The sequence below is a fragment of the Veillonella agrestimuris genome (assembly GCF_943193065.1).
In the GTDB taxonomy this organism is placed as follows: Bacteria; Bacillota; Negativicutes; order Veillonellales; family Veillonellaceae; genus Veillonella; species Veillonella agrestimuris.
This window is the reverse complement of the sequence record NZ_CALPCS010000012.1, coordinates 16,527-42,930: the sequence shown is the minus strand read 5'-3', so window position 1 is coordinate 42,930 and position 26,404 is coordinate 16,527. Positions and strand designations below refer to the sequence as shown.

Here is a 26,404-nt window from a genome sequence, read left to right as displayed (position 1 = left end):
GTGAGGAGTTATATGAGAAAGCTACTGATAAATATCTTTTGGCTTGTAGTAGGGGTATTAATATTGTTATTAGGATCTATTATAGTTCCGCTTGGTATTATAGGCGGTGTGAACTATATTTTGGCATCTTCTGAAGATACGGTTTTATTAGGCAGAGATGTTTTAGTAACATTTTGGAATGAAAAGGGGTATTTCAGCCGATTTGGAGACCAGTATCTTTTTATAGATGCAAATTTAGAACGAGCAAGATTGCCCTATTTAGTAGACTACTATTATATTAAAGAAAAAAATAATCATGAATGCATATATATTATATGTAAAGATAATATGATGGTCTTTGATAATAATAGGCACTGTGTAGTGTTTTTTACTGCGAATAATTTAGAATCTGCACTATTAATTAAGCATATGAAAAAGTATTATGCTCTCGAAGTAGAGAATATTGTTGATAATGTCGATAAATTAGGTCCCATAGAAAAGAATATATATTTTACTAAACCATAGTCTAAATAGGTATATAATTTTATACACTTATTTAGACTGTGTATTGATTATGTATAATCATCATATATAATGTACAATAGTTTTATAATACATTACATTGTCGCAATGGACATTCGCATTAGAAAGGAGTTTTATAATGAAATCTGCCGTATATGTAAAAGCTGGTCAAGTAGGTATCGTAGATGTGGCACGTCCGGAAATTCAAAGCCCTGATGACGCTATTATCCGCATTGTTCGCACTTGCGTATGTGGTTCGGATCTTTGGTCTTACCGAAATGAAAATATGAAAGCAGGCCAAATTAATAGTGGCCACGAAGCACTTGGTATTGTTGAAGCTATCGGGGATAATGTAACGACCGTAAAACCAGGGGATTTTGTTATCGCTCCATTTACACATGGTTGTGGTCATTGTGATGCTTGTCATGCTGGTTTTGATGGTACTTGTGATGAACATCCTGGCATGGAAAACTGGTCTTCCGGTGTACAAGCTGAATATATGCGATTTGAACATGCTAATTGGGCATTAATTAAAGTTCCAGGACAACCATCTGACTATACAGAAGGTATGCTTAACTCGTTATTAACCTTAGCTGATGTAATGCCAACTGGTTATCATGCGGCTCGCGTAGCAGATGTTAAGCCAGGTGACAAAGTAGTTATTATCGGTGACGGTGCTGTTGGTCAATGTGCTGTTATTGCTGCTAAAATGCGTGGCGCTTCTCAAATTATTATCATGAGTCGTCATGAAGATCGTCAAAACATGGCTCTTGAATCTGGTGCTACTGCTGTTGTAGCAGAGCGGGGCGAAGAAGGTATTGCTAAAGTCCGTGAAATTCTTGGCGGCGGTGCTGACGTTGCTCTTGAATGCGTAGGTACAGAAGCATCTATCGACCAAGCGCTTGGTGTACTTCATAATGGTGGTCGCATTGGTTTTGTAGGAGTACCTCATTATAGTAACCATGCATTGGGCTCCACATTTGCACAAAACCATATCATCGGCGGTGGCGCGGCGTCCGTAACTACTTATGTAAAACAAGAATTGTTGAAAGCAGTCCTTGACGGCGACATCAATCCAGGACGCGTATTTACACACACTTATAAACTAGAAGACATCGACCAAGCCTATAAAGATATGGACGAGCGTAGAGCTATTAAGTCTTTGATTATTTTAGAGTGATAGGTATAGTTAGAATTTCTAATAAAATAGAACTCTTATGGTACAAGTAGAGTGTAAGTTTTAAACATGTTGCTCTAATTTGTATTAATTGATAAAATAACCATCAATAATAAGCATATTGATGGTTATTTTATTTTCATTTATAGAAGAATGTTTTAAGAAAAGTATAAAGCAAAAACTAGATTAGTATGGGGTTGAAGTGATGGGTGTTGTAGAAATTAATTTGCTCGGGGAATATGATAGATGGTATGAGTATGATGTATATATAAGAGGAGGAAGTTTTGCAGGGAAAGCTTCTTTTTCTATTACATTTGATGAATATGAAGTACTGTTAAATACTTTAGAAAAAATGTATAAAAGTTTATGTGGAGAAGCAATTATTTCTGATTCTGATACAGATGACTTTGTACATATAACTATGTTAAAGTATGGACATATTAAAATTGAATCACAATTAGGTAGAAGTTGGAAAGATAATTGGGTTAAATTATCTTTCGAATCAGATCAGGGCTTACTTCGAAGTATTATTCAGCAATTTAAGAGTTTCTCTAACAATAATACAGTTAATTAATATAAGGTGGTAGAAAATGTTAAAAAATAAAGAAGCTATAGATTATGTTCTGCTACACTAAAATTGCTACATCTGTATCTAATCTAGCTAATTATGAATAACGAATTTAGTTTTTCCAACCAAACATATTTCATATAGCGGCGAGAGTTCATTCCTATTTAAATAAAGAAGGAATTGTAACAAAATAGTCTTTTTTAGCTGGGTAATTAATCTTGATTATGGTTAACTATATTATCTTTTTAGATAAGAAGGAAGTTGAAGAACATGTTCTATTGCTAAAATTATTTTATGAAGAAAATCATACTAACTACGATGCTTCGCTTAAGGTAAAAGGTAAGCTATTGGAGGATGTTAATATAAAAAAAGAAAAACCTCAAGAAAAGAGTTTGTATGAAATTATTAAACCTTATGAAGAGGAGTAAATATGTTTTTAGCTAATAATAAAAATGATTTTTTAAAAGTTTATATCTATTATTAGGTCTTCTATTTTTGGATATTGTATTTTTGGTTATTTTTATAGAGTCTGCAATGGGCGGAGATGGACTTCGCGGTAATATATATCAGGGGGTATTAGGACTCTTTTGTATAAACATTGGTTTTATATATATTAACTTTAATTTTCTAAAAATGATATATAAATATATCCAAAAGTATGGATTGAAGAGGCTTTTTAACCCCAAAAGAATAATCTTTTTAATTAAAAGATACAAAAATCGTAACAAACCGAAAGGTATTTCTTATCTTTGGAGAGTATTTTTAATTGGTTTTTCTTTACTAGGGGTTGCGATTTGGGAGGGAGGAACGATACAATGGATCTTCCTCATGTTAATAGCTTTATATAACTTATGGCGATTGTTATAATTTTAGCATTTACATATTCAATGGATTAGTTAAATGATCAGGTACTAAAAAATATGCATGCAAAAAAAGAGCACCTAGAACTGAACCGACCCCTTAAAGTTAGACCAACAATCTAACCTTAAGGAGGTCGGTTTTTCTATGGCAAAATATAGCTTTGCGTTAAAATTAAAAATTGTTACAGCATACATGAATAACGAAGGTGGCTACAAGTATTTAGCTAAGAAGTATGGCGTTAAAAATGCAGCACAAATCGAACGGTGGGTCAGTGCATTTAAAAACTTTGGTTTCAAAGGTCTATACAGAAAACGCAATCATGCAACATATACTTCTGAATTTAAGCTATCTGTGGTAGAGTCATACTTAACAAGTGAATTATCGTATCAGCAAATCGCATCACACTATGGACTTCACGACTCCACCTTAATAGCTCGATGGGTATCAGAATTCCGAAACGATGGTATCGATGCGTTTGCTATGCGAGTGAAGGGACGGACACCTAGTATGGAACAAGCAGATACTAAAAAGAATAAACAAGTACAAGCAAAACAGCGTACCAAAAGAAATAAGAAAGAGTTAACACCTGATCAACTTCGTATTTTAGAATTAGAGAAACAATTACTGTATGCCCGAATAGAGAATGCCTATTTAAAAGAATTGAGGAGATTGCGCCTCGAGGACGCTCGAAAAATGAAAGAACAGCAAGAATCATTAGCAGTCTCCGAGGAGAATTCAAACTAACAGAGATTCTTGCTGCCCTAAAGTTTCCAAAAGCAACGTATATGTACTGGCAAAAACAATTTAAACTAGACGATTCAGATACGCCTATTCAAATGGCTATTGAAGAGATTCGTAAAGAACATCCCCATTATGGGTATAGAAGACTCTTGCCCTTATTAAAACAACAAGGGGTCATCATAAATAAGAAAAAATTGCAGCGTATCCTGCAAAAATTCCATCTGCAAGTCAAAACATTTTCTCATAGAAGCCGCAAGTACAATGCTTATAAAGGTGTTCAAGGGCCTATTGCGCCTAATCGCGTGAACCGTAGATTTAACTGTACTGAGCCTCATCAAAAAATTACTACAGATACATCTGAGTTTAAATATTATGAACTCGGAGCTAATGGCGAATTGAAAGTGAGAAAATTGTACTTAGATCCATTTATGGATTTGTATAATAGTGAAGTTATAAGTTTTAGTATAAGTCCGAAACCATCAGCAGAAGCTATCCTCGCTGCTCAAACACGTGCTATCGAAATTACGGCTAATGCATCATATAGGAGAACCTTTCATTCAGACCGAGGTTGGGCGTACCAAATGAAAGCCTATCAGCACAATCTAAAAAAGCATGGCATCTTCCAAAGTATGTCGAGAAAAGGCAATTGTTTAGACAATTCACCAATGGAAAACTTCTTTGCTTTACTAAAACAAGAAATCTACTATGGACATACATTTTATAGTTACGATGAGTTAAAAACTACAATTGAGAACTACATTATCTATTACAATACAAAACGAATTAAAGAAAAACTAAACTGGCTAAGTCCAGTTGATTATCGACTAGCTAATACAGCAGCATAAAAAAATCCGAGCAATCCATTTGGATTACTCGGAAATAAAAGTCTAACTTTTGGGGGGAGGTTCAGTTCTAGGTGCTCTTTTTATAGTTCTTATTTTACAAATTACAAAGTTTTATTAGTCAGTTTTTTATATAGCAGTAATGCCATTTTATAGTTGTCGTCTGTAGTAGTTAACGTGTGATTAGGCACTTTGAATATAATGTTTTTGTTGTTAGAAAGATTTTTAAGTTCGGTTTCGCTTAGACTGGCTAAATCAGTTATATAAGCCATTGAAACAGATTTTGTTTTGCTATCAATAAAATAGATGTATCCTTCGATACCAAAGGATTTATTTTCATCTTTTCTGAAAGTGCTTGTAATAATTGGTGCAGAAATAGCCGTGACTGTATCTTGTTCTGCAAAGACATTGGCATTGTTCATATCTACATATTCAGCATATACATAGGGCTCTCCGGACTTGATGGTGTCGTAGTCTGCTACATACACTTCGGTCATATGAAGATCCAAAGGCGTACCAAGGAAGCTACTATATAGTTCAGATTGAAGTGCTGCCGTTTTTTCTACTGGCGGATGGGGGTTAATGCGTTTTAAACTACTAATGATTTGAGCTTTTGTTTGTGGTCCACGTTTTTCTCTATTCTTAATAGTGAGTTTATTTTGTTCTTCTAATTTCTTTTCTAACGCTTTTTGAGCTTCTGCTTCGCTATTATAGTACGTAGTATCCGCTGGATTGCCACCTATAGTTGATACTGCGTGAATTATAAGTGGTTCTTTATTGTTGGTATCCGTTGCTACTACAGGTAGGGATAGAGTAGTAGCCAAAAGGCCTAACAATATAGTTTTTAGTAAAATCGTGTTAGCTTTCATAAAAGACGCTCCTTATATAATAACAAACTACATAATACATAACTATACAAATTATATCATATTGTGCTATACCGACATTCCTGCCGCATAGTTTTCATATAACTCTTTATAGTGCCCGCCTAGGTCCATGAGTTCTTGGTGGGTTCCTGTTTCTACAATGGTGCCGTTTTCTACGACGAGTAGGAAGTCGGCATTTTTTATTGTTGACAGGCGGTGGGCAATGACGATGCTTGTACGGCCTTGAAGCAAGGTGTTCATGGCTTTTTGTACTTCTACTTCGGTACGCGTGTCTACATTAGCGGTAGCTTCGTCTAAGATGAGGATTTTAGGGTCTGCTAAAAATGCGCGCGCAATAGTGATGAGTTGGCGTTGCCCTTGGGAGAGATCATCGCCGCCTTGTTTGAGGACTGTATCGTAGCCTTGTGGTAAGGTGCGAATAAAGTGGTCTGCCATGGCGAGTTTTGCTACGTATTCGATTTCCTCTCGCGTTGCATTTGGCTTTCCATAACCGATGTTGTCGGCTATGGTGCCGGTGAAAATCCATGCATCTTGTAGAACCATACCGATTTCCTTATGGAGGCTTTCACGAGAGAGGTCCCGAATATCGACGCCGTCGATGGTGATACGGCCTCCGAGGACTTCGTAAAATCGCATAATGAGATTGACTAAGGTACTTTTACCAGCCCCCGTAGGGCCTACAATAGCTGCCATAGATCCGCCAGGAATGTGGATATTCAGGTCTTTCATAAAGACGTTGCTTTCAGAATAACCAAAGTCCACATGGTCAAAGTGAATCGTTCCCTTGTGAGACGTCGTCGTAGTGGCGCTTAAAGTGATGGTGCCGTCGTCCACCTCGGATGGCGCATCGATGACTTCGTAAATACGACCTAAGGCGGCCGCTGTTTCTTGGAATTTCGTGATGATATAGGAACTCCGAGAAATGGGGTCCGATACTTGCGTCACATAAAGGAAGAAGGCTTGAATATCGCCGATACTAATAGATCCGCGAAGGACCATGATGCCCCCTTGGATGGCTACGATAACGTAACTAATTTGGTTCAAGAAAGACACGAGGGGATAAATGAGCTGACTCATAAAAGAGGCAGAACGCATACGTTTAAAGAGGGTGGCGTTAAGTTCTGTCACATTGTCCGTCGTGGTTGTTTCTAAACTGAAAGCTTGGATAACAGATTTACCGATAACGATTTCTTCGACGCCGCTGTTAAATTCGCCTAGTGCCTCTTGGTTTCGAAGGTACACACGGCGCGCCCGTTTCGATGTCCAAGCGAGGCAGGCCATACCGAGGAGAACGATGCCAATAATGGAAGTCCCTAATAGGGGACTAATCCATAACATCATAGCAATGGCCCCTACGATACCGATGATAGAGGAGATAATGCCAGGTACACCTTCTTGGACAGTTTCCTCAATGGCATCTAAATCCGACGTGAGACGGCTAAGAATGTCACCACGTTGATGATTGTGAAAGTATCCGATAGGCAATGTATATAAGTGTTTGCTCATGCGATTGCGCAAAGTTAATACCATAGAGGCGGCGATGGAGGCCATCATATATTCGCCAAAGTAGGTACACAGCGCATGGCCGGCGTATAACGCAATGAGGATAAGGATGATGGAGTCTACAGAGCTCATAATGATGCTCATATCTTGTCCATTCGTTAAGCCTTGCACGATAGCATCTACGATGTTACCGAGAAAAATCGGTGCCGATACTTCGAAAATGGACGCTCCAATGAGGGCTACAATGAGGAGGATTAACCAGCCCCATTGGTTTTTAGATTCTACCAGGAATCGTTTGAGTGGGTTCATGGTGTTACCTCCTGAGATGCTAAGATTTGTTGGTACACAAGGGACGTGTTTGCTAATTCGTCATGGGTCCCGTAACCTGCTACTTGACCGCGATTGATGATGAGGATGTAATCTGCTTTTTTAGCGGCGCTCACTTTTTGTTCTACGCTGATGAGGGCTGGGCGATTACCTTTTGTTAGTTCTGTAGTAATATTTTGGCGCACCGCTCGTTCTGTAGTGCCATCTAAGGCGGAGAAGCTATCGTCAACGATAAAGAGTTCCGGTTGGCGTACGAGGGCGCGAGCCATAGCGAGGCGTTGACGCTGCCCGCCGGATAAGTTACTGCCTCCTTGAGCCACTTGGAATTGGTACCCTCCGTCAAGGCGTGGAATAAATTCATCGGCTTTTGACAGGCGACACGCTTCTTTGATGCGTTCCATTGGAATATCTGTGTCTTTTGTGCCATACAAGCCGTAACGAATATTCATTTCTACGGTACCTGTAAACAAATAAGCTCGTTGTGGCACGTAGCCGATGAGGGAGCGCAATGCTGTGGCATCCCATTCGTAAATGGAGCGTCCTTTAAAGAGGATATCGCCAGACTCGATGGAGAAGAGGCGCGGGATTAAGTTGGTAATTGTACTTTTTCCAGATCCAATGTCTCCCATAATGGCTAATGTTTTGCCGTGATGCACGGTAAAGGACACATTTTCTAACGCAGGCGCTTCCGCATTGTCATAGCGGAACGTTACATTGCGGAATTCTAAGAGCGGCGTATCATCGCTTGCCGTTGCCGTTGCCGTTGCCGTTGCCGTTGCCGTTGCCGTTGCCGTTGCCATTGCCGTTGCCGACATAGCATGGCTTGCGCTATTTGGTGTTGTTAGGGCGCTGTTAGGGGTGGAGATGGTACCTGTGAACAGGTCTGTGTTTTCATGTTCTAGCAATTCTCGAATACGGCGATAGCAGACGATGGCTTCTGGAATGTCGACGATAACGAAGATGGACATTAGCAAATTGAGAAGAATCAAGTTGGCATATTCGATGACGGCCATAATATCACCAATTTGCAATGTCCCAAGGCTTACGTTGTAGCCACCTACCCAGAGGATGCAGACGGCGCTCATGTTGAACATAATTAAGATCGTAGGCAAACCGATAGCGTAGGTTTGTCGTACTGCCTTTGACAAGCCAGCAGTTTCTCGGAATAAAGCGTATTCTTTTTTTTGTTCGTCTTTGCTGCGATTGAATGCGCGGATGACGGACATGCCCACAATGTGATCGCGCACGGCGTCAGTAATGTCGTCTAGCTTCAATTGCATTTTTTTTACTAATGGTAATGCTTTTCGTTGCAGTACGGCGATGCAAATGACCATGAGAATCATAACGGTTAAAATGATGAGGCCTAGCTGCCAGCTTTTGTAGAATGTTAGGCCTAAGCCTACGAAAATCATGAGTGGTGTAGGGGCAATCATGTTGAGGCTTTCATCGATAACGGATTGAATTTTTTCTACGTCTCGACTCGCTCGCATTAAGATTGTTCCTGTTCCGAAGTGGGTGAAGTCGCGTAAGGAAAAGTCTTGGATGGCTTTCACTAAATCGTTTCGTAAGGCCTCGCCGATGCGCGCCGAAATGTGAGCGCTCAGTGCCACCCCTAAGACCGATGCGAGAACTGTGGCGAAGGCCACCGCTAACATGATGGCACTCGAATTAGTAATAAAGTCCAAGTCTCCTTTGAGGACGCCGTCATTGATGATGGTAGCCGTCAAGGTTGGAATGTAGAGGGAACCGACGACGCTCAGCAATGTCGTTATGAGCACTGCTGCCATAGGGCTCACCATAGGTTTTATATAGGATAGAAATGATTTCATAAGTACTCCTTTTTGATCGTTATATTTTTCTATTATATTGCATACAATTTTAGTACGCAATAGTACGATTTATACTATGATTTGTGCAGATTTATAAAACTGATACATGTTGAGTGAGTGGCAATTGCATTATGCTGTATTTATATATACGGGTATCTTATTTTTTGATATACTAGAAAAGCATTTTTAATGCATGTAAGTGTTTTTTCTTAAGTAAGGAGAGTTTTTAATGAACGTAAATTGGAAATTGTTTGCTCCTCTCGTAGTCGCTGTGTTAGTGTGGCTCATTGGAGCACCAGCAGGATTAAGCGCAGATGCTTGGATCTATGTGAGTATCTTCGCAGGCCTTGTAGTAGGTTTGATTTTAGAGCCATTGCCACCTGCTTTTATCGGTATTATTGCTATTACTCTATCTGTATTATTCAAAGTAGGCCCTGTAGTCACGGTAGATAAGGCGACAGGCGTTGCGAAGGCAATTACATCAGCGCAAGCAATTAGTTGGGGACTTAGTGGCTTCTCTAATACGATTGTATGGCTTATCTTTGCGGCGTTCATGATTGGTATTGGTTATGAAAATTCTGGCTTGGGCCGTCGTATTGCTTTGTTCTTAGTACAAAAATTAGGTAAATCTTCTCTTGGTTTGGGCTATGCTATCGCCTTAACTGACCTTGTATTAGCACCATTCATTCCAAGTAATGCGGCTCGTTCTGGCGGTACGATTTACCCAATCGTATCTAGCATTTCTCCAATGTTTGATTCGTATCCAGATAAAAATCCTCGCCGTATTGGTTCCTATTTGAACTGGGTAGCATTGGCGACAACTTGTGTAACAAGCTCTTTATTCCTTACTGGTGCGGCACCAAACCCGCTTGTTCTTGAATTATCTGCCAAAGCAGGCATCGTAACACCAAGCAGCTGGGGTAGCTGGTTTATCGCATTCTTACCAGTAGGTCTTATTTTATTAATCATTACGCCATTATTGACATATGTCTTCTGTAAACCAGAAGTGAAAGGATCTCCTGAAATTGCAGAATGGGCAAAAGCAGAGTTCCAAAAATTAGGAGCTATGACTCGTAGCGAAATCGCCATGGCGAGCATTTCTATTTTAGCTCTTGTTCTTTGGATTGGTGCAAGCACATTCAAAATCAATCCGACTACAACAGCGTTAATCGTTATTATTTTGATGATTTTCACAAAAATCATTACGTGGCAAGATTTCCTCGGTAATAAACCGGCTTGGAATGTATTGACTTGGTTTGCTACATTAGTACCTATGGCGGCAGGTCTTAAAAACGTAGGTTTCCTTGATTGGTTGGCAAAAGCTGCTGGCGGCTACCTTGTATCCTTAGATCCGACAATGGCTGTATTAGGTTTGCTTATCGCATTCTGCTTGCTTCGCTATTTCTTCGCTTCTGCCACAGCCTATAGTACAGCTATGGTGGGCTTGTTTGCGACGTTGATTATGCAAATTCCTGGTATTGATCCAGTTATGACGATGTACATTTTATTGCTTCCAGTTGGTATTGCTGGTATCCTCACACCGTATGGTACGGGGCATAGCCCAATCTGGTTTGCTAGCGGCTATAACAAAGGACCAGAGTTCTGGAAATTAGGCGCCATTTTCGGTTTTATTTATTTAGCTATTTATATCCTCGTAGGTATTCCTTGGATCCAATTCGTAATGCCTACGTTGCACTAAGCATTATGTAAGGGGAGACACGCATGTCTTTTAAAGAACGTTTAGTTCAGTCCGTTTTATTTGAAATGGGAGCTATTTTAATAGGCTATCTAATCATGCTGCTGATTACCCATAGCGGTGAAAGTCAGAGCCATGGAGGCAGTCCGTTATTAGTGACGATTTTAATTTCTCTCACTGCCATGGTATGGAATTTTGTGTTCAACTGGGTGTTTGATAAATTCGTACCTGGTAATCGATTAGATCGTGGTGTAGGCATTCGCATTACGCATGCTGTTCTTTTTGAAGGCCTTTTGTTGGCTGCTACGATTCCAATGATTATGTATTTTATGAACATGACTTTTGTAGAAGCATTCATGGCCGATATTAGCATGACATTAGCTATTTTGGGGTACACATATGTCTTTAATTGGGGCTATGATCATTTGCGCATTCGTTTTGTGAATGCAGAATAGGGAGCTTGAGGGAGTATGATATTTGATGTAAGAACTATAACAGGCACTGCTATGTTATTAGCTATTGCATTGATAGCGCAAAGTTTACGTATTTTATTTCCTATTCCGCCACAAGTGAGTATGTTTGTCATTGGAACTGTTGTATCGGCTACGTATGTATTGGCTACATGGCGATATGGGTGGCAAGCAGGAATGGTAATCGCTTGGATTACACCGGTAATAGCTTATATGCAGGGAATGTTGCCGATTCTGCCTTTAGTGTTAGTAACCGGATTGGGCACATCGGTGTATGTAATATTAGTCCATTGGCTAAAAGATAGACCAATTTGGCTTATCATAGGGGCTGCTTCTACAGGGAAAATGGCAGTTCTCTATGGCGGTGCATTAGCTTTATTGCACGTATGGAATATAACAGGGCCAAAAGCGATGGCTGTATTATTGGCTTTTAGTTGGCCACAGCTTATTACGTCTTCCTTAGGTATCATCATTGCATTAGGGATTATGCGACGTATTGATGGATAAAACTAAAAGTTATGACAACAGATAAAAAATGCATATGACAAAAAAGGGCTTTTCACGCATTGTGAGAAGCCCTTTTCATTGACTTAGAGACTATGTTTTTCTATAATGAATATAATATTTTTATAGTATAGTTTTTTAGTAGGTGTATTAAGACCTTCTAAAAAAATAGGAATTAAAGTGACGGAAGATTAACTCACTGTATAGGGGTAGTTATAATCATACATAGATAAGGAGAGATTATATGAAATTTAATACAAAATGCGTGCACGGTAGCGGTAAACCAGATAATACAGGAGCTATTTCTCCAGCCATTTATATGTCTAGTACGTTCTCTCATCCTAGTTTGGGAGACACGACAGGGTTTCAATATTCTCGCGAATCTAATCCTACGCGGGAACGCTTGGAAACGTTGATGGCCAATTTAGAGGAAGGGACAGACGCATTGGCTTTTTCTTCTGGTATGGCTGCTATTGATGCGGTATTTCATTTATTTTCTCCTGGTGACCATGTTATCGTTGGGGATGATTTATATGGCGGTTCTATCCGTATGTTCACTAATGTTTATGAGCAAAATGGTATTGAATTTACTTATGTAGGTACATCCGATTTAGATGCAGTGAGAGCTGCTTTTAAAGAGAATACCAAAGCTGTTTTCGTGGAAACACCTACGAATCCTATGATGGAAATTACAGATATTAGAGGTATTGTAGACATTGCTCATGCCCGTAATGCTTTAGTGATCATTGATAATACATTCTTGTCTCCGTATTTCCAAAAGCCTTTGACCTTGGGGGCTGATATTGTAGTCCATAGTGGGACAAAGTTTATCGGTGGTCATCATGATGTGATTTCTGGTTTTTACCATTGTGAAAGATGAAGACTTAGCGGCTAAGTTGCGCCTTACTTATAAAACGGTGGGAGCCTGTTTATCTGCTATGGATAGTTGGCTCGTCATCCGTGGTGTAAAAACATTGGCGCTTCGTATGGAACAACACCAGAAAAATGCCATCGCTTTAGCTGAATGGTTACAGGCACATCCAAAAGTGACAAAAGTATTATTCCCAGGTTTGCCAGAACACCCTGGTTACGACATTAACAAATCACAAACGACAGGCTTTGGCGGCATGTTGTCTTTCGAAGTAGATAGCGAAGAAACGGCGAAACAAGTATTGGAAGGCATTGAATTAATCCAATTCGCTGAAAGCCTTGGCGGCACAGAATCACTTTTAACCTATCCAGTGACACAGACCCATCCAGATTTGAAACCAGAAGATGCAGAGCGAAAAGGAATTACGCGCCGTCTCTTGCGTTTGTCTGTAGGGATTGAAGATACAGATGATTTAATTGCTGATTTAAAACAAGCATTTAATAAGTAATCGTGTAATACAGTTTATAGAAGTTATGTCGTTTTTAAGAAAGGGGATATAATGGGGCGCTATAATTTTGATACTATCGTAGATAGAACAAATACACAGTCCTTAAAATACGACTTTGCTGTGCAGCGAGGGAAACCAGATGATGTGAAGCCGTTTTGGGTAGCCGATATGGACTTTGAAATTCCTCAAGAGTTGAAAGAACGATTAGTAGAACGGGTGAATCACGGCATTTTCGGCTATAGCGAAAGTGATGAGTTTTATTTTGAGGCTCTCAAACATTGGTTCGAAGACCGCTTTCAGTGGTCTATTCAACAGGAGTGGCTTGTCAAAACGCCAGGCATCGTATTTGCTTTAGCGATGGCAGTGCGAGCTTTCACAAAGGAAGGGGACGGCGTTCTCATTAATCAACCGGTGTACTATCCGTTTAGTTTAGTCATTGACGATAATGATCGAAAGCTCATCAATGTACCGCTTATATATCGAGATAATAGCTATAGCATTGATTTTGAAGGTATTGAAAAGGCCATTGTAGAACATAATGTAAAACTCTTTTTACTGTGCAATCCGCACAATCCGGTAGGCCGCGTATGGACTGAAGAAGAATTGAAGCGATTAGGCGACATTTGTATCTCCCATAATGTGCTTATCGTGAGCGATGAAATTCACGCTGATTTCGTTTGGGACGGCCACGAGCACACTGTCTTTGCTAATCTTGGAGAATCTTATGCGCAACAGACTATTATTTGTACAGCGCCGAGTAAGACCTTCAATATTGCGGGATTACAAGTATCTAATATCTTTATTCCTAATGCTACATTGCGACGCCGTTTCGTAAAGGAAATTAATAAAGCTGGATTTAGCCAGTTAAATACGATGGGCCTCGTTGCCTGTCAGGGGGCTTATGAAGTGGGTGGCCCATGGCTAGATGAATTGAAAGTCTATTTGCAAGATAATATTCAATTTACTCTCGATTATTTTGCACAGCATTTTCCGAAAATGACTATGCTTCGTCCAGAAGGGACGTATTTGATGTGGTTCGATTGTTCTCAGTTACCATTAACGCCAGAAGAGAGAGAAACATGGATCTTGGAAGATGCTAAATTATGGCTCGACAGTGGGTCCATGTTTGGTAAAGACGGCGAACAATTTGAACGTATCAACGTTGCTTGCCCGCGCAGTGTATTAGTAGACGGTTTAGAATCATTGCGCCGTGCTTACGAAGCGAAAGGATTTTAATTTAATTCGTTATTCTCTAACAACGAGGTGACACGATGCCTATTAAAGTTATTAAGAATTTACCGGCCATTACTAAATTAGCGCAAGAAAATATTTTCGTTATGGATACGGAACGAGCTGAAAACCAACAAATCCGTCCTTTAGAAATCTTGTTAGTGAATTTGATGCCTACTAAAGAAGTGACGGAAACGCAAATCTTGCGGGCTCTTAGTAATAGCCCATTGCAAGTAAATTTTACGCTTTTACATACCGCATCAAGAAAATCTAAAAATACAGACGCAGAATATTTAGAAACCTTTTACCGTACCTTTGATGAAGTGAAAGAAGACTTCTTTGATGGCATGATCATTACAGGTGCTCCTGTAGAACTGATGCCTTTTGAAGAGGTAGACTACTGGGATGAATTGGTAGAGATTATGAACTGGGGCGAAGAGCATGTATACTCTACATTCTACATATGTTGGGGCGCTCAAGCCGGTTTATATCACCATTTTGGCATTAATAAATCGGTTATGGATCGAAAATTATTTGGTGTTTATGAACACGACATTTACAACGATCGTCCCGTTTTATTACGTGGCTTCGACGAAAAGTTCTGGATGCCTCATTCTCGCCATACCACCGTGTCGGAAGAGCAAATTAGAAACAATAAGCAATTGGAATTACTTGCCGGTTCGGGCCCAAGTGGAGCGGCTATCGTGCGTAGTTTAGATAATAAACATATTTTCGTCTTTGGTCATGCCGAATACGATTGGGATACGCTAAATCGCGAGTACGTGCGAGATATTGCGAAAGGAGATGAAGTAGATTTACCAGAAAACTACTTCCCTGATGACGATCCAAAACAACGCCCTATCGTGCGGTGGCGTTCGGTAAGTACTTTGTTATTTACGAACTGGTTAAACTACTACGTATACCAAGAAACACCGTACATTATTGAGCAAATTAAAAAGATGAAATACGACCGGGATAAAGACTTTGGTGCTTACATATAAGGAGATATATTATGAGTAACAATTATAAATTTGAAACACTACAATTACATGGTGGTCATACAGTAGATCCAACAGGTGCTCGTGCTGTGCCAATTTACCAAACTACGTCTTTCGTATTTAAGGATGCGGAAGAAGCGGCAGGTCGCTTTGCATTAACAAATCCAGGGGCGATTTACTCCCGCTTAGGTAATCCTACAACAGACGTATTAGATGCTCGAGTAGCTCAATTAGAAGGGGGCGCAGCTGGGATTGCATTGGCTTCCGGATCTGCGGCGATTACTTATTCTATTTTGAACGTTGCTAGTACAGGCGATAATATCGTAGCTGCTTCTACATTATATGGCGGTACATATAATTTGTTTACAGCTACATTGCCTCGTTTTGGCATTGAAACGAAATTTGTAAATCCAGATAATTTAGAAGAATTTGATGCGGCTATTGATGAGCATACAAAAGCTGTATACATCGAAACAATCGGTAACCCAGGTATTAATTTGATTGATGTGCAAGCAGTAGCTGATATTGCTCATAAACATAATATTATCCTTATCGTTGATAATACATTTGCGTCGCCATACTTATTCCGTCCGTTAGAGCATGGTGCGGACGTTGTTGTTCATTCTGCTACAAAATATCTTGGTGGACATGGTACTACATTAGGTGGTGTTGTCGTTGAATCTGGTAAATTTGACTATAAAGCTTCTGGTAAATATCCAGGATTTGTAGAAGGCGACGAACATTATAATGGCTTAGTATATGGTGATTTGCCAATTCCGTTTACTGTGAAAATCCGTACCCAATTATTGCGCGACACAGGTGCGTGCATTACGCCACTTGCGGCATGGCAAATTTTACAAGGCATTGAAACATTGTCCTTGCGCGTAGAGCGTCACGTTGAAAATACTCGTAAAGTAGTAGATTTCTTAAATAACCATCCAAAAGTAGCGTGGGTGAGCTACCCAGAATTGGAAACGAGCCCATATAAAGCGTTAGCTACGAAATTATTCCCGAAAGGGGTAGGGGCTGTCTTTACATTTGGCGTACAAGGTGGCAAAGAGGCAGGCATTAAGTTTGTTGATGCCCTTCAATTGTTCTCCCACCTTGCTAACGTAGCAGATGCTAAATCTTTAGTCATTCACCCAGCATCTACGACACATGCACAGTTGAACGAAGAACAACAACGATCCGCTGGCGTTACACCAGATATGATTCGCCTTTCTATTGGTATTGAAAATATCGACGATATCATTGACGATTTATCCCAAGCATTAGATAGAGTATAAGCAAGCGCTAGATCAAATATTATTACATAACATAAAAAGAGCTATACCAAATGACATTGATTCATTCGGTATAGCTCTTTTGCGTAATGGTGCATTAGCTCCTTGTGTAGCTAATGTTAAGTGTAGCTAGTAAGGTGATTTACAACAACGTATATTATTGTAGTTTTTCCAATAAAGCTTTCAAATAGATATACACTCGTTCTACAGATGGAAGGTGTACTCGTTCTACTGGCGTATGCGGGCTTAGGATTGTAGGGCCAAAGCTGATCATTTGTGTGTTTGGCAAGATGCCTTTTAATAAGCCACACTCAAGGCCCGCATGGATGGCATTTACCGTAGCAGGTGTATCAAACATTTCGTTATGCAATGCAATGGCTTGTTCCTCCAATTTGGATCCACGTTCGTATTCCCACGCAGGGTAGCCGCCGTTGCGCACTGCTGCAAGGCCTAATGTATCGGCTAAAAGCAATAGTTTTTTCGCTAAGTACTCAAGGCTGTTCATGTTAGAACTACGCACGGATACGAGGATGTCGATGGTGTGGGTTCCTTCTTCTACGATAGCGAGGTTGTTAGATGTTTCTACAAGCCCTTCGATGGTTTGGCTCATAGAATGAACGCCATCTTCAGCGAGGTATAAATAGGAAATTAACGCCTCTGCTGTATCGTCTGCATACGTTACATCTGGTGTTTCGATATCCTCTACGAGAATGACAAGGCCTGGATCTTTAACGGCAAATTCTTGTTGGTATTGTTTTTCATAGAATGCCAACAATGTTTTGATTGCTGTTACATCTTCAGGTCGTACAGTAATAGTAGCGACTGCTTTAGATGGGATAGCATTGTGTTTGACGCCACCTTTGAAAGAAGCAAGATTTAGAGAATATTGTTTTTCTAAATCGTATAAAACGCGGGCTAATACTTGGTTTGCATTTGCTCGTTGCTCGATAATCTCGATGCCTGAATGCCCCCCTTGTAGACCTTGCACAGAAATGGATAAGGCCGCATTGTAGCCAGGCAAATTATTTTCCCGAAGCAGAGGAATGCTCACATTGACATGGCAACCGCCAGCGCAGCTTACGGTGAACTCGTGTTCTTCTTCTGTATCTAAGTTGAGCAAATAATCGCCCGTTACATCTCCTTCTTTTAAGGCAAAGGCGCCATCCATACCTGTTTCTTCGTTCGTTGTAAATAAAGCTTGAATGGGGCCGTGTTGTTGCTCTTTGTCTTCTAAAATAGCTAAAATCATAGCACAGCCTATACCATTATCGGCGCCTAGTGTAGTGTGGTCTGCATGCATCCATTTCCCTTCGATGATATTGGCAATAGGGTCTTTAGTAAAATCATGATTGGAATCAAGATCTTTTACGCACACCATATCAATATGACCTTGCAAGATCACTGTAGGACGGTTTTCATAACCCGGTGTAGCCGATTTTTTCACGATTACATTCCACACATCGTCTTGCACGACATCCAATCCTAATTGTTTTGCGAAATTAACGATATAATCGCTAACTGCTTTTTCATTGCCTGATTCGCGAGGAATTTGGCTCATATCTTTGAAAATGTCTAACACTCGTGTGGCTTGACTGATATTGTTCATATTATATACCTCTCATTCTGTGAAAGTGCTTTCACAAATGGTGAAAGTTTCAATGTACATACATAGGTTAGTATAGTTATGTTGATGTACATTATACTTATACTATAGTTATATCATAGGTAAGGATAAATAGAAAAGTGCTTGTACAAATAGAAAAGGTCTTTCATTTAGTTTATAATAGAAAAGAATAAATAGCAGGAAATCTGTATGGACTGATAGAATGTTTATGTATAAGGGTGGTGAAAGTATGCAGCATGAACACCGCAATATTAGTATGCTCATGGATCTCTATGAGATGACTATGGCTAATGGCTACTTTACAAAGGAGCGAACTTTAGACCGTGTTGCTTTTGATGTCTTTTATCGTCGTAATCCAGATGAAGGTGGTTTTGCTATTTTCTGTGGATTAGAGCAAATTTTGGAATATATTACACATCTCCACTTTGAAGAGGCAGAAATTGAATATTTTAGAAGTCTCAATTTATTTAGTGAAGCTTTTTTAGACTATTTGCGGCACTTCCGATTTACTGGCGATGTGTACGCCTTTAAAGAGGGGACTATTATTTATCCCAATGAACCAGTCATAACTATTGTAGCACCGCTCATTGATGCACAAATTGTCGAGACTGCTGTACTAGCTATGATGAATCATCAGTCTCTGATTGCTACAAAGGCGAACCGCATTGTGCGAGCTGCAGAAGGGCGTATTGTATCCGATTTTGGTGCTCGCCGAGCCCATAATGTGGATGCTGCCGTGTATGGATCGCGAGCTGCCTATATTGGCGGTGTTCATTCTACGGCGACAGTGCTAGCAGGACAGAAGTTTAATATTCCTGTGAGCGGAACGATGGCCCATAGTTGGGTTATGTACTACGGGTCTGAATACGAAGCCTTTAAAGCGTATGCCGAAGTTTATCCTCAAAGTTCCGTATTTTTAGTGGATACCTACGATGTATTAAATTCTGGTGTACCTAATGCAATTAAGGTAGCTAAAGAAGTATTGGATCCACAAGGGTACCGCTTAAAAGGTATTCGCCTCGATTCTGGGGATTTAGCATATTTGGCGAAACAAGCCCGTCGCATGCTAGATGAAGCAGGCTTAACAGATTGTAAAATCGTTGCATCTAATAGTCTTGATGAGTATACTATTACATCGCTGTTGAGCCAAGGTGGACCTATCGATGCCTTTGGTGTAGGGGAACGTTTGATTACGTCTAAATCGGATCCTGTATTTGGCGCCGTTTATAAGATTGCTGGCGTTGAAAAAGATGGGGAATGGAAACCGCGTATTAAAGTATCGGAAACAGTGGCTAAAATTACGAATCCCGGATTGAAAAAAGTATACCGCGTGTATAGTAACGCTACTGGCGAAGCCATTGCTGATTTATTGACTATGCCCGACGAAGTACCAAGCACAGAACAACCTTATCGCTACATTGATCCAGAAAAACCATGGCGTGAACTCTATTTTGAAGACTGTACTTTTAAAGATTTGCAAGAGTTAGTCATCAAAGAGGGGAAACAAATCGTTCCATCCCCATCGTTAGAAGAGATTCGAGAATATGTTCAATATCAATTGAAACATGAAATTTGGGAAGAAGAGCAGCGGTTCGATAATCCTCACGGTCATTATTTAGATATGAGCCCTGCCTATTACGATATGAAAATGGATTTGTTAAGTCGCATAGAAAGTAGAAGGTAGGATATCTATGTTGAAGAATCCAAAACAAATTAAAGACAAACTTATTCAGTGGATTCGCCGTTATTTTGAAGACAATGGACCTCGTTGTTCTGCTGTTATCGGTATATCGGGAGGCAAAGACTCTACCATTGTGGCAGCCCTTTGCAAAGAAGCATTAGGGGCAGAGCGCGTTGTAGGTGTGCTTATGCCGAATGGTGTGCAATCGGATATTGATGACGCCAAATCGGTAGTAGAACATCTGGGTATTCCTTATATAATCGTAAATATTGGAGATGCGTATCAGGCCTTATCTAAGGCTATTACAGAAACTCCAGGTTTTGCTGATATTGCAAAAGAATCTCAGCTTAGTCATGATGCGGCTATCAATATGCCACCCCGCTTGCGCATGGCGACGTTATATGCGGTATCTCAAAACTTACCTAATGGTGGTCGTGTTGCTAATACCTGTAATGGCTCTGAAGATTATGTAGGTTATTCTACAAAATTTGGCGATTCTGCAGGAGATTTTAGTCCTTTAGCGAATCTAGTAGTAGAAGAAGTGCGCCAAATCGGCGAATTATTAGACATTCCTGAACAGTTAGTCCACAAAACACCGAGTGATGGATTAAGTGGGCAATCGGACGAAGACAAATTAGGCTTTACCTATGCTGTGCTTGATCGATATATCCGAACGGGCCAAATTGATGATGCCAACACAAAGGAGCGGATTGACCATTTGCATCGCATCAATTTACATAAATTAGAATTAATGCCAGCTTTCATATGGAATGAAGATTAATATTATTGTAGGTAAGAAGGGAGAGTATGTAGTTATGAAACAGAATATTGCTATCATTGGTACAGGCGGCACTATTGCAGGGAAAGGTGCATCAGATACGGATTTGACAGGCTATACGCCAGGGGTCATTACGGTAGAAGAAATTATTGAATCTGTACCGGGTGTTAGTGAATATGGGCCTTTCGTACATTATCAATTTGCGAATATGGAAAGCTCTGATATTACTATGTATCAATGGATTGAATTAGCGAAATTGGTACAATCTGTTGTGGATCGAGAGGATGTGGGTGGCGTTGTTATTACCCACGGGACTGACACATTGGAAGAGACTGCCTATTTTCTCAATTTAGTAGTTCATACTGACAAGCCTATTGTTGTGACTGGTTCGATGCGTCCAGCCAGTGCTATTAGTGCTGATGGGCCTATTAATTTACTTCAATCTATTCAAGTGACTCGCCATCCTTCTTCTGTGGGAAAAGGGGTATTAGTCGTTTTAAATGGAACTATTGAAAGTGCTCGCGAAGTTACGAAAATGAATACCACCAATGTGTCTACCTTTGGTAGTCCGAATACAGGGCATATGGGCTTTGTACAAGATGGTGTACCACATTTTTATAGTTCGCCTGTACGGCGCCATACACTGCATTCTGAATTTGCTGTGGCTGATACGTTACCGCATGTACCTATCTTGGCTTGTTATGCTGGTATAGAAGAGTCGGTAGGGGCGGCTGTTCTTAATACGCATCCAGATGGACTTGTTATTATGGGGTTAGGCCATGGAACAGTACCGAAGCAGATCCGTGTTGTCACGGAAAAGGCAGGCGTACCTGTTGTAAGAGCATCGAGAACAGGTACGGGTATTGTTTCCGCTCTATCCACTGATAAGGGGACGGATTATATAGTGAGCGATTCCTTAAGCCCACAAAAAGCTCGTATATTATTAATGGTGGCTCTTCAAAAAGAGAGAACAAAAGGGGATTTAGAACGCATCTTTAAGGAATATTAATAGAATAGTAGCATGTAAAAAGAGAGTTAGACCGATATCGTTCTAACTCTCTTTTTCGATTTGTAATCCTCTTAGGGTAAAGCGTATAAAATTACTCGTTCGTAGCATTTGTTAATGCCCGTTGTACTCCTATATAGACAGCTTTTGCTAAAGTATCGCCAAAGAGGGAGAATGAACCAGCATCAGTTAGAATTTCGCCATTTGTATCAATGGTCATAATAATACCGTCTGTAGCCGTCCCTGTAGCACCAGTATTGATAGATTTAGATAGACTGTGATCCACTGTTGTGTTATATGTTGTATGGTGAGTGACACTATCTATATTCCAATCTTGCAAAGCTGCTGTTTTTGCTTCTGTAATGGTGATGATGGATTTGACCATAGCACTATCTGTGAGGGCTTTGTTGGTGAAAGCGAGGATATTAATTGTTCCAGGTGTGTGGAATTGACCATCTTTTTCTTCGTAACAATAGCCTGTTCCTGCACGGTGAGCTGTTTCGTCAACACCAGCAGTAATCAATGTTTCTACAATGGTATCATTTTCTTGTACCATCGTATAGACTACGCGGTCTAGCGTTGCTGATGTCAATAAGGCTGTGCTAAAATGAACAGGTACATCAATATGTTCAAATTCTTGGGCTAAGTAGTTAGATACCGATCCACCTGGCAGATCTTGTTCTGTATGGATGTTGAATGTTAGCTGTTGGTTGCGCACCCCTAATGTATGGTGAAAACCACCATTCAATTGACCGCTGCTGAGGGAGTAATGGATATCGTCGAATAAGACTGTAACAGAGGTTGCCTCTGAAATAATATGGCCACCGCTGGCAAGTTCTGCAGGCGGTGCATAAGGATTTGTAAACATAGTAGACTCTCTAGTATGAAATAGGGAATATAAATATATATAACTCTTATCATCATATCATAGTTTTTATAGAGAACGATATTAATTTATATAGGAAGGTAACTATGGACTTTAATACATTATGGAGTACGGTGTCGCAGCTTTTGTTTAACGATGCCAATGTACTGCTTCGATTGCGAGATTGGTTCTTTGACCAAGCGGGCAATATTTTACTAGCGCTCATTGTCTTTTTTATTGGTCGATATGTCATTCGATGGATTAAAAATGTAGCTGTTCGCATTATGACGAAAGCTCAATATGATGCGGCAGCTATGAGTTTTGTAGCTCAATTGATTAATTACTTATTATTGGCTGGATTAGTGTTGATCTGTTTGAACCAAATCGGGATTCCTACCACATCTTTTGTAGCTGCTTTTGGTGCTTTTGGCTTAGGTATCGGTTTGGCATTACAAAATAATTTGGCCAATTTAGCGTCTGGATTGCTCATTCTTATTTTTAAGCCTTTTAAAGCCGGCCACTATATTTCTACTGGCGATATTGAGGGCAATGTACATGCCATTCAATTTATGAATACTATTGTTATTACGAAAGATCAAAAACGAGTATATATTCCAAACTCGCAACTGACATCGCAGCCGGTAACTAATTTTTCATATATGAAAGAACGGGTTATACCATTTGTGTTTGATATTGGTTATAATAATGACCATCATCAAGCCATCCAAATTTTGAAAGATATTTTTGATGCTGAAAATCGTGTTCTTAATGCACAAAAAATGGAAATTGGTATTACTGAATTTGGTGATAACTCTGTTCGTATCGCTGCATTTGCACGGGTGCGTACACCAGAATATGTAGACGTGCGTTACACTATCATGTCTCGCGTAAAAGATGCTTTCGACGCACATGGTATCGATATTCCATATCCGCAACGAGTGGTATATGTTCATAATGAACCGACTACATCAAATGAATCATAGAATCTTAATATAGAAAGTGAAATACATGAATTTAATTAGGAAACAAATTTCATTGTGGACGTATCTCATGGTGTTTATTGTGGCATTAGGAATAGCTTTCACAATGAGCAAAGATGTAATTGCAGAAACACCGACGCCGCCAACTACCATAGGGGAAGCGGTAGTCTTAATTGATGCAGATACGAAAGACATTTTATTTGCTAAAAATCCAGATAAATGGATGCATCCGGCCAGTACTACGAAAATGGTAACGCTCTTGACGGCCATTGAATTGAAAGGTACTCGATTTGACGAATTAGCCACTATTAGTCCTTATGCGGCTAGCGTAGGGGAATCGAGTTTAGATATTCGTGTAGGTGATGAAATTACATTGGAAGGCCTTATTGAAGGCATGATGGTAGCCAGTGGTAACGATGCAGCCGTAGCAGTGGCTGAAAATGTAAGTGGCTCTGTAGCGGCTTTTGCCCAAGATATGGAGCGCATCGCAGCGAAAGCGGGAGCAAAAAATAGTAAGTTTTTAAACCCTCATGGATTGACGCAAATGGGACATCATACGACGGCCCGCGATTTAGCACTGATTGCGGCATATGGCATGCAATACGATATGTTCCGTGATAAAGTAGCCAACGACTATTATAAAGTGCCTTTCCAAAATCGGGCGCCTGTAACGATTCGTACAACGAATCACTTTATTCGTAACAAATATCCTGGCGCTAATGGACTAAAAACGGGCTATACTAGTGCTGCAGGGGAGTGCTTGATTGCCTCTGCTACACGAGGTGGACATACGATGATTGTTGTTCTTCTCAATGACGATGATCGCTGGGATGATGCGGTGAAGTTCTTAGACTATGGCTTTAAATTGAGAGGTGTAATTTAACAGTCTTAAGGGGGAACTATGAGTTCATTTTTTGCTTTTTTAAAACGTATGCGCTTTATCAATCGCTGGAGTTTAATGCGCAATACAGAACGGGAGAATATTCAGGAGCATAGCTTAGAAGTAGCCATGATTGCTCATAATTTGGCGGCTTTGCGGAATGAATATTTTGGTGGTTCTGTGGATTTAAATAAAGTTGCTGTTATCGCTATGTACCATGAGGTGAGTGAAATTTTTACTGGCGATATGCCGACGCCGATTAAATATTTTGATCCTAAATTGCGATCCTTATATGGTGAAATCGAAACATTAGCACAAGAAAAAATGCTTACCACTTTGCCTGCACGATTGCAATCTGTATATCGACCTATTCTCGTAGAGGCTGAGCATTCCGAAGAATGGCCCCTTGTAAAAGCAGCGGATACTTTGTCGGCATACATGAAATGTGTCAATGAATTACATGCAGGGAATGACGAGTTTAAAGAAGCACACGATTCTATTTTGATTAAATTAAAAGAGCTAAATATGCCAGAGGTGGACATGTTTATAGAAGAGTATATTCCTGCTCTTGATAAGTCGTTGGATCAGTTGAATTATGGGATATAAATTTATAATAACTGAATAAATGGTTTTGATACCAGTAAGTTTAAGCAAGGCGGAGTTTTATTTATTAATGAATCTTATAATATAACAAAAAATGAGCATTAAAATGACTATATTATAGATGAACTAGCAAATAATATTATTGGGGAATACTTTAAAATAGTAACTAATCAAAGAAATGAGAACTTTTCTAATGGGCGGTTTGTAAGAAATATTTTTGATGATTTAGTTATGAATCATGCAAAACGTGTAGTATTGATTGAAAATCCTAGTCGCGAAGAGTTATCTACAATAAAATCTGATGATGTTGTTTTTTTAATACCTGAATTACAAGAATAAATATTATATAAGGAGTTTAGTGTGCAGTTTTCAAATTTAAACGATATAAGAAACAATATTTTTATAGAAGAAGTATCGAGTTTAAATCCCAATTATCGATTTGATAATTATATTAGTGGAAATACTAATCGTAGAGCTTTTTCTGCTGCTCAATATGTAGGAGAACGTCTTGGGTTAGGTTATAATCCACTTCTTATCCATGGCTCTTCTGGTTTAGGTAAAACGCATTTGATGCACGCTATTGGTAATGCTATTTTTCAACAGCGACCGAATTTAAAAGTCATTAGTATTACTAGTGAACATTTTATAAATCTCTTTGTTGAATCAGTCAAAAAAGGGCAAGGCGATATTTTTAGAAATACATTTTACAATATTGATGTATTGATGATCGACGATATTCAATTTTTAGATAATAAAGAAGATACCGAGATTGAATTTTTAAATATTTTCGATGAATTATACAAGAAAGGAAAACAAATCGTTCTTACATCAGATATTATGCCAGACGATATGGAGCGATTTGGAGAACTCCTTCGACCAAGACTTCAAGATGGTTTTGTAGCTACTTTAGAACGTCCTGATTTAGAAATGCGTATTGCTATCTTAAAATTTTGGGTAGAATGCGAAAAGCAACGGAAAAATATCATTACTATTGATAATGACGTTCTTTGTTATATAGCACTTCAATTCGATGAAGAGATTCGTACATTAAAAGGTGTTTTTAACAGGTTAATTTTGAGTGCCACTATAGATGAGAGAAAAGAGTCCATTGATTTACAATATACTAAAGAAATATTAGATTCTTTCGCTTATATGTCTTGAATTGGAATAAACAGTGATAATATAGAAAAC

Annotated in this window: 25 protein-coding genes and 1 pseudogene; 21 read left to right on the top strand and 5 right to left on the bottom strand. The window is 39.5% G+C overall.

Translation table 11 applies throughout. The features are described 5' to 3' along the window. Positions 1–12: 12 nt before the first annotated feature. The 6 genes from NFR29_RS06700 to NFR29_RS06675 all read left to right on the top strand — a co-directional run bounded on the left by NFR29_RS06700 (position 13) and on the right by NFR29_RS06675 (position 4,693). The gene (locus NFR29_RS06700) at positions 13–504 is read left to right on the top strand and encodes a hypothetical protein (protein ID WP_251424780.1); all 492 of its coding nucleotides are present in this window, start codon (positions 13–15) and stop codon (positions 502–504) included. A 136-nt stretch (positions 505–640) separates the two neighbouring features. After that, positions 641–1,681 (top strand): alcohol dehydrogenase catalytic domain-containing protein, encoded by a 1,041-nt coding sequence (locus NFR29_RS06695; protein ID WP_251424778.1) that lies wholly within the window; start codon positions 641–643, stop codon positions 1,679–1,681. A gap of 202 nt (positions 1,682–1,883) precedes the next feature. Beyond that, positions 1,884–2,252: a WapI family immunity protein gene (locus tag NFR29_RS06690; protein ID WP_251424776.1), complete on the top strand. Its 369-nt coding sequence runs from the start codon at positions 1,884–1,886 to the stop codon at positions 2,250–2,252. A 218-nt stretch (positions 2,253–2,470) separates the two neighbouring features. Then, positions 2,471–2,674, top strand: coding sequence for a hypothetical protein (locus NFR29_RS06685; RefSeq protein WP_251424774.1), 204 nt, complete (start codon positions 2,471–2,473; stop codon positions 2,672–2,674). 67 nt (positions 2,675–2,741) lie between these two features. Further along, on the top strand, positions 2,742–3,113 hold the full coding sequence (locus NFR29_RS06680; RefSeq protein WP_251424772.1) for a hypothetical protein: 372 nt from the start codon (positions 2,742–2,744) through the stop codon (positions 3,111–3,113). A gap of 138 nt (positions 3,114–3,251) precedes the next feature. Next, positions 3,252–4,693 (top strand): IS3 family transposase gene (locus tag NFR29_RS06675; RefSeq protein WP_251424770.1). Its coding sequence is split into 2 segments (ribosomal slippage): positions 3,252–3,840 and positions 3,840–4,693, totalling 1,443 coding nucleotides; the frame shifts between segments, so codons are not numbered across the junction. A gap of 101 nt (positions 4,694–4,794) precedes the next feature. On the opposite strand, the gene NFR29_RS06670 is transcribed toward NFR29_RS06675, so the two are convergent. From NFR29_RS06670 to NFR29_RS06660, 3 genes are all read right to left on the bottom strand, one after another. Continuing rightward, positions 4,795–5,559, bottom strand: coding sequence for a hypothetical protein (locus NFR29_RS06670; RefSeq protein ID WP_251424768.1), 765 nt, complete (start codon positions 5,557–5,559; stop codon positions 4,795–4,797). A gap of 66 nt (positions 5,560–5,625) precedes the next feature. Continuing rightward, entirely contained in the window at positions 5,626–7,389 is a 1,764-nt protein-coding gene (locus NFR29_RS06665) for an ABC transporter ATP-binding protein (protein WP_251424766.1), read from the bottom strand. Further along, on the bottom strand, positions 7,386–9,236 hold the full coding sequence (locus NFR29_RS06660) for an ABC transporter ATP-binding protein (RefSeq protein WP_251424764.1): 1,851 nt from the start codon (positions 9,234–9,236) through the stop codon (positions 7,386–7,388). The genes NFR29_RS06665 and NFR29_RS06660 overlap by 4 nt, the downstream gene beginning before the upstream one ends. Before the next feature lie 229 nt (positions 9,237–9,465). On the opposite strand from NFR29_RS06660, the gene NFR29_RS06655 reads away from it, so the two are divergent. From NFR29_RS06655 to NFR29_RS06625, 7 genes and pseudogenes are all read left to right on the top strand, one after another. Then, a complete protein-coding gene (locus tag NFR29_RS06655) occupies positions 9,466–10,935 on the top strand; it encodes a DASS family sodium-coupled anion symporter (protein WP_251424762.1) in 1,470 nt (489 codons plus the stop codon). A gap of 23 nt (positions 10,936–10,958) precedes the next feature. Next, the gene (locus NFR29_RS06650; RefSeq protein ID WP_251424760.1) at positions 10,959–11,387 is read left to right on the top strand and encodes a PACE efflux transporter; all 429 of its coding nucleotides are present in this window, start codon (positions 10,959–10,961) and stop codon (positions 11,385–11,387) included. A gap of 15 nt (positions 11,388–11,402) precedes the next feature. Then, positions 11,403–11,909 (top strand): hypothetical protein, encoded by a 507-nt coding sequence (locus NFR29_RS06645; protein ID WP_251424758.1) that lies wholly within the window; start codon positions 11,403–11,405, stop codon positions 11,907–11,909. Positions 11,910–12,150: 241 nt separating this feature from the next. Next, positions 12,151–13,285 (top strand): annotated as a pseudogene (locus NFR29_RS08310) (trans-sulfuration enzyme family protein). A 51-nt stretch (positions 13,286–13,336) separates the two neighbouring features. Continuing rightward, positions 13,337–14,521, top strand: a complete 1,185-nt coding sequence (locus tag NFR29_RS06635; RefSeq protein ID WP_251424756.1) for a MalY/PatB family protein — start codon at positions 13,337–13,339, stop codon at positions 14,519–14,521. Positions 14,522–14,556: 35 nt separating this feature from the next. Further along, positions 14,557–15,516, top strand: coding sequence for a homoserine O-acetyltransferase MetA (metA, locus tag NFR29_RS06630; RefSeq protein WP_251424754.1), 960 nt, complete (start codon positions 14,557–14,559; stop codon positions 15,514–15,516). Positions 15,517–15,527: 11 nt separating this feature from the next. Beyond that, positions 15,528–16,799 (top strand): O-acetylhomoserine aminocarboxypropyltransferase/cysteine synthase family protein, encoded by a 1,272-nt coding sequence (locus tag NFR29_RS06625; RefSeq protein ID WP_251424753.1) that lies wholly within the window; start codon positions 15,528–15,530, stop codon positions 16,797–16,799. A gap of 154 nt (positions 16,800–16,953) precedes the next feature. Here the strand turns inward: NFR29_RS06625 and NFR29_RS06620 are convergent, their stop codons facing one another. Beyond that, positions 16,954–18,402 carry an aminoacyl-histidine dipeptidase gene (locus NFR29_RS06620; protein WP_251424751.1) on the bottom strand — a complete coding sequence of 483 codons (1,449 nt, stop codon included), beginning with the start codon at positions 18,400–18,402 and terminating at the stop codon, positions 16,954–16,956. A gap of 247 nt (positions 18,403–18,649) precedes the next feature. Here NFR29_RS06620 and NFR29_RS06615 point away from each other — a divergent pair, with 247 nt between their 5' ends. From NFR29_RS06615 to NFR29_RS06605, 3 genes are read left to right on the top strand one after another with little or no spacing between them, the layout of a single operon-like run. After that, the gene (locus NFR29_RS06615) at positions 18,650–20,104 is read left to right on the top strand and encodes a nicotinate phosphoribosyltransferase (protein ID WP_251424749.1); all 1,455 of its coding nucleotides are present in this window, start codon (positions 18,650–18,652) and stop codon (positions 20,102–20,104) included. A gap of 7 nt (positions 20,105–20,111) precedes the next feature. Further along, on the top strand, positions 20,112–20,882 hold the full coding sequence (nadE, locus tag NFR29_RS06610) for an NAD(+) synthase (RefSeq protein WP_251424747.1): 771 nt from the start codon (positions 20,112–20,114) through the stop codon (positions 20,880–20,882). A 34-nt stretch (positions 20,883–20,916) separates the two neighbouring features. Next, the gene (locus tag NFR29_RS06605) at positions 20,917–21,888 is read left to right on the top strand and encodes an asparaginase (protein WP_251424745.1); all 972 of its coding nucleotides are present in this window, start codon (positions 20,917–20,919) and stop codon (positions 21,886–21,888) included. 91 nt (positions 21,889–21,979) lie between these two features. Here NFR29_RS06605 and NFR29_RS06600 read toward each other — a convergent pair whose 3' ends face one another. Further along, positions 21,980–22,753, bottom strand: a complete 774-nt coding sequence (locus tag NFR29_RS06600) for an adenosylcobinamide amidohydrolase (RefSeq protein ID WP_251424743.1) — start codon at positions 22,751–22,753, stop codon at positions 21,980–21,982. 104 nt (positions 22,754–22,857) lie between these two features. On the opposite strand from NFR29_RS06600, the gene NFR29_RS06595 reads away from it, so the two are divergent. The 5 genes from NFR29_RS06595 (at position 22,858) to NFR29_RS06580 (ending at position 26,374) form a co-directional block, all read left to right on the top strand. Continuing rightward, positions 22,858–23,733, top strand: coding sequence for a mechanosensitive ion channel family protein (locus tag NFR29_RS06595; RefSeq protein ID WP_251424741.1), 876 nt, complete (start codon positions 22,858–22,860; stop codon positions 23,731–23,733). 103 nt (positions 23,734–23,836) lie between these two features. Beyond that, on the top strand, positions 23,837–24,613 hold the full coding sequence (locus NFR29_RS06590) for a D-alanyl-D-alanine carboxypeptidase family protein (protein ID WP_251424822.1): 777 nt from the start codon (positions 23,837–23,839) through the stop codon (positions 24,611–24,613). An 18-nt stretch (positions 24,614–24,631) separates the two neighbouring features. Continuing rightward, the gene (gene yfbR / locus NFR29_RS06585) at positions 24,632–25,216 is read left to right on the top strand and encodes a 5'-deoxynucleotidase (protein ID WP_251424739.1); all 585 of its coding nucleotides are present in this window, start codon (positions 24,632–24,634) and stop codon (positions 25,214–25,216) included. 111 nt (positions 25,217–25,327) lie between these two features. Continuing rightward, positions 25,328–25,552, top strand: coding sequence for a hypothetical protein (locus tag NFR29_RS08340; RefSeq protein WP_420908282.1), 225 nt, complete (start codon positions 25,328–25,330; stop codon positions 25,550–25,552). 21 nt (positions 25,553–25,573) lie between these two features. Further along, complete coding sequence (locus tag NFR29_RS06580) at positions 25,574–26,374, top strand: DnaA ATPase domain-containing protein (RefSeq protein WP_251424737.1); 801 nt, start codon at positions 25,574–25,576, stop codon at positions 26,372–26,374. Positions 26,375–26,404: the final 30 nt, after the last annotated feature.